The following is an 8,529-nucleotide window of genomic DNA, read 5'->3' as shown; positions in this document are numbered from 1 at the left end:
GGCAATGGCTCACAATCTCCTGAAAGTAGCAGGCATCCGCCAGCTACTTTCACCAAAAATCAAAGAAAATAGAAAACAGATGAATGGGAAATCAAAATTTCCATTCATCTGTTTTCTTTTTAGGGCTTTTTGGACAGCCCCATTTTCTTATTCATCCCCATTAAAGTTAGCCTTAACACATGCTGTTATTGCATCCATCTTTGTAAATACAGGGAATAGCTGAGGTAAACCATAGTAAATTAAGAATAATTGTACGAGCAAAATTGAATGCCCATTGATTAACCTCCAAACTCTACTAAACAAAAGTAATCTATACATATATAACAACTTGGTTTTAAATTAAATAACTTTTCAAATGATTCCGAAAAAATAATAATCAAATAGTATCATAACGTTACTATCAAAATCGATGAACTACTTCGCACAAAAGATTTACTATTAAAAAAGACTGTGGCAAAATATCACCAACAGTCTTCCTTTATTATTAAATAAATCTCTGAGTAATCATTCCCACATTATTATAGATTCTTACTTCAGCGTAAGCCCCATTAACAAAGGTCATTTGAGGTGGCATATGTCCACAATCAATATCGTAAGCTATTGGAACATCAATTTCTTCTGCCAAATCCATATAAACATCCACTACATTATAATCATCTACAGGTTGATTTGCAGGACTTCTACCGAATAGAATGGCACTGCATTGATCAAACCACCCGGCTAATTTCATCTGTACTAATGATCTTCGCAAATCTGTTACATTCAGTTCACAATTCTCTAAATACCATATAATTGGTTCATTTTGGATGAACTGATTTTGATATTCTCGAACATTACCATAAGGTGTACCGATTAAGTGTCGAATTACATCAATACAGCCCCCTAATAGACGACCTTTTACATACATCGGATTATTTGAAATGGTTTTCCATCGTGTTCTTTCTGTTAAATGATATATATAATCCGTTTCATCATCATGCCGCCATTCTAACTGATAGTATCCTGAAGAATATTGAATGACTTCCTCATTTTCCTTTGTAAATAAAACATTTTCCCACATAGCTGTTGTTTGATCAGAATATCTTCCGCGCATATCAATCAAATTCGGTCCATGTGCAGTGGCAATTCCGGTTTTAAGTGTTGTTGCAAATAATAGTACACTCGTATCCGAATACCCTAGTATCCATTTAGGTTTTACTTTATCAAACTCAATATATTCTAATATCTCAATCAATAATTCCCCTCCCCAAGGCGGGAAGATGAAATGAATTGAATCATCTTGAAGCATATTATTCAGTTCAAAAGCACGCGTTTTTGCTGGTGAAGATTTTGCTTTATATTGTAACCAACATGTATCGCCTACTTTAATATTAAATCCTTTATTTTGGAGGTTATGAATTGCTCGTTCTAGTAATGTATATTGCTCTTTGTACAAACCTGATGATGGAGCTGTTACGCCTATTGTCGATGAACTAGACAGAACTGGATATATAATTGCCATAACTTTTCCCCACATTTCTTAATAGTTTTAAAGATTTATATTATAGTACGTATAATAGAAGAAAAATAAAACCGATTTTTAAATTAGAAATCGGCTTACTTTTATATTATTAACCTTCACCTGGAATTGCTACGGATTGACGGACAATTGAAAATGTACGACCATCCCAATGTAATTGATTTTCAACATATCCTAAACCATCTGCATGATACCTACCAGCTATTAGTTGCAATCCTAGCAAACTATACTTTCCATTTCTACCTATATCTACGGGATATAAGGCACTAAGTGGATCAACCCATCCTTCAATTGGTTGTATTAATGTTCCATTTGGATGATAAATTTCATTTAAGTATTCCTCACCCTTATACTGGAGGTCCAATATATATTTTTTATTCGGTCTACTGCTAATAACCGCTGCTTTATAATGATCTTCATATTGAACTTTATATCCGTGTTGTTCATTAAATTTAATGGAATCAAATATGTTTCTAATTCTTCCATTTTGCATTGAGTAAATGTAAGCATAGATAATAGCACCACTTCCACCTGAATCAATGACAACAAAAATATCATTTACCCCATCATTTGTAAGATCCCCTAACCAAATAGTTGGATTATATCCTACATTTTCAGGTAATCGAAACATTTCAATATGATTCGTTCTACCGAATTTCACATATAGCGTTATATTCGTTAAAAATGGACTATCTGATTGTCTTTCAGCAGTAAGATAAACGAGATCCGGAAAACCATCACCAGTCACATCACCTAGTTTATAAGAAATAATGGATGCTCCTCTTGGGATTTGTAAATGCATTGGCGGCATTACAGTAGGTTGCCAAAGTGGATTCATTGTTTTCTCCTTTCACTTAACACTTTTAATGTACTTGAATAAATAATTAGTGATTTACTTAATATTTAATGATTACCTATCGTGAAATGTGCCTAATTTACGGAGAAAATTATGTATGAGGACAAGAGCAAAATTCCTAATAACAATAAAAGTCCCCGACAAGGTTCGAGGACATAATCGATAGTTATGAGCTTAATTTCTTTTTGTTAACCACGTAAGAGTGATGGCAGCCATAATTGCAAAACCTATATACCCCATAAATGAATATACTTTTCCTACTAATACTGTAAACCCAACAAAACTTGCTAGAAAGCCTAAAATTCCAAAGAACACAACAGTTGGTTTATATACTTTATCCTTAGGAGAGATAAATCGAACGATAAAAGAATACATCATCCCTACAGCTGTACTATAAATCATGGCAAGTAATGCAATAGCCATTAGTATTCCGATGATTGGGTGAATATTAAATGCAATTTCTACAATAGGCATATCTTTTCCAGAGATAACATCCATTTTTGCAAACAAAGCAATATTCACCAATAAAATAAGTACTCCAAGTATAAGACCGCCGATGATTCCACCCATACCGGCTACTTTTTTACTAGGTGCTGTACTCCCGATTACAGTCATCATCGCAACACCTGTAGCGATATTGTAAGATACATAGAGTAATGCGCCCATAAACCAATTGGGAGCGGCAGAACGCTGTTGTTCAGCCAAAATTGTTTGTTCAGCTAAAGATAAATCTGTTGTAAGAATGGAAAGTACAGAGATAATCAGCATTAATCCTAATAGATAAGGAATTGCTAATGCGATCATATTAATAATACTTTTAATATTTAACATTAATGTTAAGACCGTCAAAACTACCATTAAGGCACTTCCGATAACCGGGTCAAAACCTAAAACTTGTCTTAATGCTGAAGCAGTACCAGCAAACATAGCAACAGTTACACAGAATAAAAAGATCGTAATACAAATATCTAAAATCGAACCTAATGTTCGACCTGAAAGAAAATAAACTACTTCCTTATGTGATTTTGTATTTAATCGATAACCTATTTGGGCTATGTTCATGCCTAAAAAGGCAAAACCGATTGTTGCTAAAATGGTTCCAAAAACACTATATACTCCGAAGCTTGTAAAAAATTGCATCATCTCTTGTCCAGATGCAAAGCCTCCTCCAACTACCAAGCCAACAAATGCTAGTCCGATTCGAAAGCTTTTTTTCATTTATTCCCTCATTTCAACGTTAGAAAAGTTCTTGTTACACCAAATAAGGTATGTAAGAAACTTATTAGGGACCTATTAATGATAGTGTTTAGTTGCTATTGTAAAACGTTCGATTGCATCAATATTAGGAGTGAATCCAATTCCATTTTCACGAGGTACGTTAATATAACCGTCTTGTACGACTACTTCTGGTGTAATGATATCTTCTTCCCAATAATGGCTTGATCCTGCAGTATCACCTGGTAAGACGAAATTCGATAATGAAGTAAGGGCAATATTGTGTGCTCTACCAATGCCCGCCTCAAGCATTCCACCACACCAAACCGGCACCCCATTTGCCGCGCAATAATCATGAATCTTCTTCGCTTCTGTTAATCCTCCAACTCGTCCAATTTTTACATTGATCACTCCACAACTACCTAGCTCGATCGCCTTTGTAACGTCCTCTAAAGAAGTAATACTTTCATCTAAGCATATTGGAGTTTTTATATGTTTTTGTAATTTAGCGTGATCGATAATATCATCAGAAGCTAGTGGTTGTTCAATCATCATTAAATGATATTCATCTAGTTGCTTTAACACATCAATATCATCCAATGTATACGCTGAATTGGCATCGGCCATTAGTGGCACATCTGGGAAATGCTCTCTCAATATTCGAATTAACCCTACATCCCAACCTGGCTTAATTTTCACCTTAATTCGCTTGTATCCATTATTAATGGATTGGTCAACAACGGCTAGTTGTTTTTCAATGGAATCTTGAATACCAATACTAATACCAACTTCAATCTTGTCCTTTTTTCCACCGAGTGCTTCGGCTAAAGATTGGTTTGTTTGTTGTGCATAAATATCCCATAAGGCACCTTCAATTGTAGCTTTTGCCATGTTATTTTTACGTATGCTTTTAAATATTTCACTTACTTCATCTGGGTGAGAAATTTCTTTATGTAGTATTAATGGAATTAAGAAATCCTCTAACATGTGCCAGCATGTTTTGACAGTCTCTTCGGTATACCACGGTGTATCAAAAGCGACACATTCACCCCATCCGACTGTTCCTTTTTCATCTTTTGCTTCGAGCAATAAAAATTCTTTGTCTTTAAACGACCCAAAACTAGTTGTGAATGGATGTTTTAACTGCATTTTCAAATGGCGAATTGTTATATCGGTTAATCTCATAAAACAAGCCCCTTCTATATAGATATGATTTCTCTTATGACAAATACATAAAATTTATAATTAGATGAATTCTTCTATTTCCTCATTGTACTCTATATTTAGGTTTTCATAAAAAAACCACTTCAAAAAAGCCTTTAATCTAGTACTTTTTGAAGTGGTAGTGAAATTATTAATGATTACTATAAAGTTTACCAACACCATAGATTTTCTCTAAAATCGCAATGAAAACGACAGTAACCAGCACGACAATGGTAAATACGGAAGCAACCAGCGGATCGTATGAATAGGAGTAACTGCTAATTTTTTAGCGGTTACTCTTTTTATAGGGCTTCATGAAATTTTCGTGTAGCTTGTCATAGTTGCGTTTCAGGAAATTGCCGAATTTAAAGTGCTAATCAATCTGGTTGCTCGTTTTTATTTCTGAAATATAAATATAATATGTTTACAAGACTATTTTAAATTAGAAAAGTAAATTAAAATTGGAAAAAGGGTTGTAAAAAGTTACTTAAAATTACCTTATATATGGAAAGGCGTTTTTTTTGAAACAAATAAGAACATACGTTCCTAGTTTCTGTAGAAAAAGAGGGGATTAATGAATGAAAATTAACAAAAGTATCGTAGAAAGTCATAATTTTGCTAAATTTTTAGAGGATGAAGAAAATAACGTAATTTATCTAAAATCCCTTTCTGAACCTAGTGAAGAAAATGCTAATGAGCTTAATGAAGCTTATAAAGTATTTGAAAAGCAACTGATGATTAGGGCTTATTTGAAGAAGGCTATTCATTTTGAAGCTAAAAGATTTGACCAAAAAATTAGAAGTAAAGAAAAGCTAAATATATCAATAGATAAACAGCTTGAAGATGGTGTTACTTTAGGGGATTTTTTAGTGGATAAAGGCACTATTCGCACTTACGAGGAAATGTGGGATACAAAATTAGAGGAATTGTTTGTAGATGATAAGTTGTATCAAGCGATCATTAACCTCACCCATAAACAAAGGAGAGTATTATATCTGTTGTATCTAGAGGGGGTAAGTGAAAAAGAAGCAGCGAGTCAATTGAATGTAACTCAACAAGCGATTTCTAAGGTGCATAGAGCAGCTATTAATAAATTAAAGGCGGTGATGAAGAGTGATAGAGGGGCTTGAGTGGGTGCAAATCGTAGGTAATTTTGGTTTTCCAGTAGCGATTACAATTTATTTATTAGTTCGATTTGAGGGAAAAATAGACAAGCTGAGAGAATCAATTGATGATCTTTCGGAAAATGTTAGCAAAATTAAATGAAGTAGGAACAACAAGTAACAGAACAGAAGTTAAAGTAAGGTTGGTGGTAAAATGGTGTATAAAGTTCAAGGTAAAAATGGATTAGGGACAAAAGAAAAAAATGCAATTATACAAATAATACAACCTGTAATTGAATATGCTTTGTTACAGACTAGCCCTCAGCATAGAGAAGATTTACGACAACATCTGTATGAAAAAACGGAAATCAAATAGTGAAGTCCTTTTGATTTCGTTTTGAGCACAACAGATGAAAACTACGGTAAAATCCAGATTCTTGAAAATCATGGAAAGGTTAAAGATACGGGTATTCATGTTCCGAAGGAATTAAAACAACAATTAAATGAAACTCGTTTATTGCTAGGGGTAACATATAAACGATTATGTGAAATTGCTGCATATTCAATCATTTTTCCATAAATAATACCTTTTTAAAAAAGAGTTCCAACCTCGATGGGTAGAAACTCTTTTTTTGTTATGTATTTTTGTTGTTTAGTTCATTTGACTGAAAAGAGTAAGTGTAATTGATGCGATTGTGAATGATGTTACCAGAAACCTAACTGAAATTTTAAGACTGAATTCTTTGCCGTTGTTTTTGTATTGGAATTCCATTCTCTCACCTCCGTAATCTTTAATGTGTAAAGAAAACGAAAAACCCTTTTTTGAAAAAAAGTTTTTTTAAAAGGTTGTAAAAAGAGAAATGAATTGCCCTTTTAATATCGTTAGCAGCTAACAAAAAAACAAAAGGGGGAAATAAAATGGCACGTCGATACACATCAACAACAGTAAGTGATGCGGTGTTGAATATTACAAGTTTACAACAATTAAAAGATTACCAACGAGCACAAATGGAAATATGGCTAGCGGTAGATTCAGGGAATAATGAGGCAGAAGTTATTAGATTATTAAATGCTCTTCCAACTCTTGCAACTCTTTTTAAAGGGACATTAGGAATACCGGCTTTAATCTCAACATTAGGTGGGTATGCAGAGGAAGCAGCAGAGACACGAAAGAGTGAATTTTTAACAGAACTTAATGATGGGTATCAATTCTTTAAAACACAGGTACAACAATGGGATTCAAATTTCGTTTCAATGAAACTTAGTGTACCGATGGTTAGAGTTACCGATACTCAAGCTGGAGGATACGTTCAAGCTATTAGAGGTAAAGGTTATGTAATTTCTAAAACTAATTCACAAGGAATTACAATAACGTTTTAAAAAAGGGGAGGGAGAAACAATGGTAAATTATATTTTAAATGAAGGCGAACATTACCTAACAATTGATATTAATGCTAATTCTGCGTTGCATAAGGCGTATTTTTATTTTGAATTAAAAGATTACATTGAAGGCAAAATTACGGAGAGCCAATTTAAAACTGGAGCGAATAACCTTGTACAGTATGCAGACATGCATTATGACCCAGTAGTATCTATGGCTGGAACTATTGTGGGCGTTCTTAATGGATTTGTTCCATCGAAAAAGACTACGGTTGCAGGTTACTGTAAGCACGCGGCAGAGATGTTTAACAATTTATCGCGTGACATTGAACGAAGTATTTACCCGAAATGGGAGATTAGAATGATTGTTAAACGAATTAGTACTAATGATGGAAGTTATGTTGACATTCCAGTCGGTAGAACTATTACAGGTTATTATACGCCAACAGGTCAAAAACTTATGGCATAATGACAAAAACCCCTCTATTTTTGAGGGGTTTTTTCTAATAGTTTCAAGTAGAATTCAGGTAGGTCTGTGCTTTTCAGTTGATACCATTCGATTTCATTTGTGTGAATGTCAACAGGTATAGCAACGTAAAAATGATTATTAAAACGGTACAAAGTGAAATTTAAGTTTCCGCCAGCAATATCGCGAAATTTTTGTTCAACGATAAGTGTTTTAGAGAAAGGTTCTTTGATGTTATCCCCACTCACTTCCGTTGTGTTCATTATTTCAGTAAGTATTTTCATATCATCAGAGCTTATTTCCACTGGAATCATAGCGTTATTTTCTTCTGAATAGATATGTAATTCGTCCATGATATATTGGTCATAAGGGGGGAAAACACGATTAGCCTCAGCAAAGGTTTGAGATTGTTGCCCTTTTATAAAAAAGTATGTTAGAGCAATGATTAATAAAATTGCGATTGTTCCTAATGAAAGTAGCTTTCTTTTATTCATAATTTAATAGTTCCTTTCTCTACCAATTAAAAAAAGGTTGTAAGAAAATGATACAACAATTTACTGAAAAATCAAATATACAAAAGTAGTAGTTAATTGTAATCACAAAAAAGGATAAATGAAGAAAATGCAAAAATAACTATCAGTTAAGGTTTGCGATCGGATCAACAACAGTTACCATCAAGGAACAGGGAAAATTCCAATCCTAGCTCTAAAAAATGAAAGAAATCTCTTATCCCCATTACCACATGAACGAATAAGAGATTCCTATAAAATTCATCATAAACTTGTGA

At 33.6% G+C, this 8,529-nt stretch carries 11 protein-coding genes and 2 pseudogenes; 7 read left to right on the top strand and 6 right to left on the bottom strand.

The window, feature by feature from the left end; genetic code table 11:
• Nucleotides 1–174: 174 nt before the first annotated feature.
• The 5 genes and pseudogenes from ACOQFO_RS05960 to menC form a co-directional block, all read right to left on the bottom strand.
• Nucleotides 175–258: pseudogene (locus ACOQFO_RS05960) on the bottom strand (amino acid ABC transporter permease); the annotation flags it as partial.
• 226 nt (nucleotides 259–484) lie between these two features.
• Nucleotides 485–1,501, bottom strand: coding sequence for a S66 family peptidase (locus ACOQFO_RS05955; protein ID WP_421688783.1), 1,017 nt, complete (start codon nucleotides 1,499–1,501; stop codon nucleotides 485–487).
• Nucleotides 1,502–1,610: 109 nt separating this feature from the next.
• Nucleotides 1,611–2,357: a VCBS repeat-containing protein gene (locus ACOQFO_RS05950; RefSeq protein WP_421688782.1), complete on the bottom strand. Its 747-nt coding sequence runs from the start codon at nucleotides 2,355–2,357 to the stop codon at nucleotides 1,611–1,613.
• A gap of 192 nt (nucleotides 2,358–2,549) precedes the next feature.
• Nucleotides 2,550–3,593 carry a hypothetical protein gene (locus tag ACOQFO_RS05945; RefSeq protein WP_421688781.1) on the bottom strand — a complete coding sequence of 348 codons (1,044 nt, stop codon included), beginning with the start codon at nucleotides 3,591–3,593 and terminating at the stop codon, nucleotides 2,550–2,552.
• 75 nt (nucleotides 3,594–3,668) lie between these two features.
• A complete protein-coding gene (menC, locus tag ACOQFO_RS05940) occupies nucleotides 3,669–4,775 on the bottom strand; it encodes an o-succinylbenzoate synthase (RefSeq protein WP_421688780.1) in 1,107 nt (368 codons plus the stop codon).
• Between the two features lie 596 nt (nucleotides 4,776–5,371).
• Here menC and ACOQFO_RS05935 point away from each other — a divergent pair.
• The 6 genes from ACOQFO_RS05935 (at nucleotide 5,372) to ACOQFO_RS05910 (ending at nucleotide 7,745) form a co-directional block, all read left to right on the top strand.
• A complete protein-coding gene (locus tag ACOQFO_RS05935) occupies nucleotides 5,372–5,923 on the top strand; it encodes a sigma factor-like helix-turn-helix DNA-binding protein (protein WP_421688779.1) in 552 nt (183 codons plus the stop codon).
• Between the two features lie 4 nt (nucleotides 5,924–5,927).
• Entirely contained in the window at nucleotides 5,928–6,059 is a 132-nt protein-coding gene (locus ACOQFO_RS05930) for a YvrJ family protein (protein ID WP_421688778.1), read from the top strand.
• A 54-nt stretch (nucleotides 6,060–6,113) separates the two neighbouring features.
• Nucleotides 6,114–6,272 carry a hypothetical protein gene (locus ACOQFO_RS05925; protein ID WP_421688777.1) on the top strand — a complete coding sequence of 53 codons (159 nt, stop codon included), beginning with the start codon at nucleotides 6,114–6,116 and terminating at the stop codon, nucleotides 6,270–6,272.
• 21 nt (nucleotides 6,273–6,293) lie between these two features.
• Nucleotides 6,294–6,476: a hypothetical protein gene (locus ACOQFO_RS05920; RefSeq protein WP_421688776.1), complete on the top strand. Its 183-nt coding sequence runs from the start codon at nucleotides 6,294–6,296 to the stop codon at nucleotides 6,474–6,476.
• 338 nt (nucleotides 6,477–6,814) lie between these two features.
• A complete protein-coding gene (locus ACOQFO_RS05915) occupies nucleotides 6,815–7,276 on the top strand; it encodes a hypothetical protein (RefSeq protein ID WP_421688775.1) in 462 nt (153 codons plus the stop codon).
• A gap of 19 nt (nucleotides 7,277–7,295) precedes the next feature.
• Complete coding sequence (locus tag ACOQFO_RS05910) at nucleotides 7,296–7,745, top strand: hypothetical protein (protein WP_421688774.1); 450 nt, start codon at nucleotides 7,296–7,298, stop codon at nucleotides 7,743–7,745.
• 14 nt (nucleotides 7,746–7,759) lie between these two features.
• Here ACOQFO_RS05910 and ACOQFO_RS05905 read toward each other — a convergent pair whose 3' ends face one another.
• Entirely contained in the window at nucleotides 7,760–8,236 is a 477-nt protein-coding gene (locus tag ACOQFO_RS05905; RefSeq protein ID WP_421688773.1) for a hypothetical protein, read from the bottom strand.
• A 148-nt stretch (nucleotides 8,237–8,384) separates the two neighbouring features.
• Between ACOQFO_RS05905 and ACOQFO_RS05900 the strand changes: the two are divergent.
• A pseudogene (locus tag ACOQFO_RS05900) lies at nucleotides 8,385–8,529 on the top strand (IS21 family transposase); the annotation flags it as partial.

Source organism: Ureibacillus sp. MALMAid1270 (genome assembly GCF_049202975.1).
Lineage (GTDB): Bacteria > Bacillota > Bacilli > Bacillales_A > Planococcaceae > Ureibacillus.
This window is presented reverse-complemented; position numbering and strand designations above follow the sequence as displayed.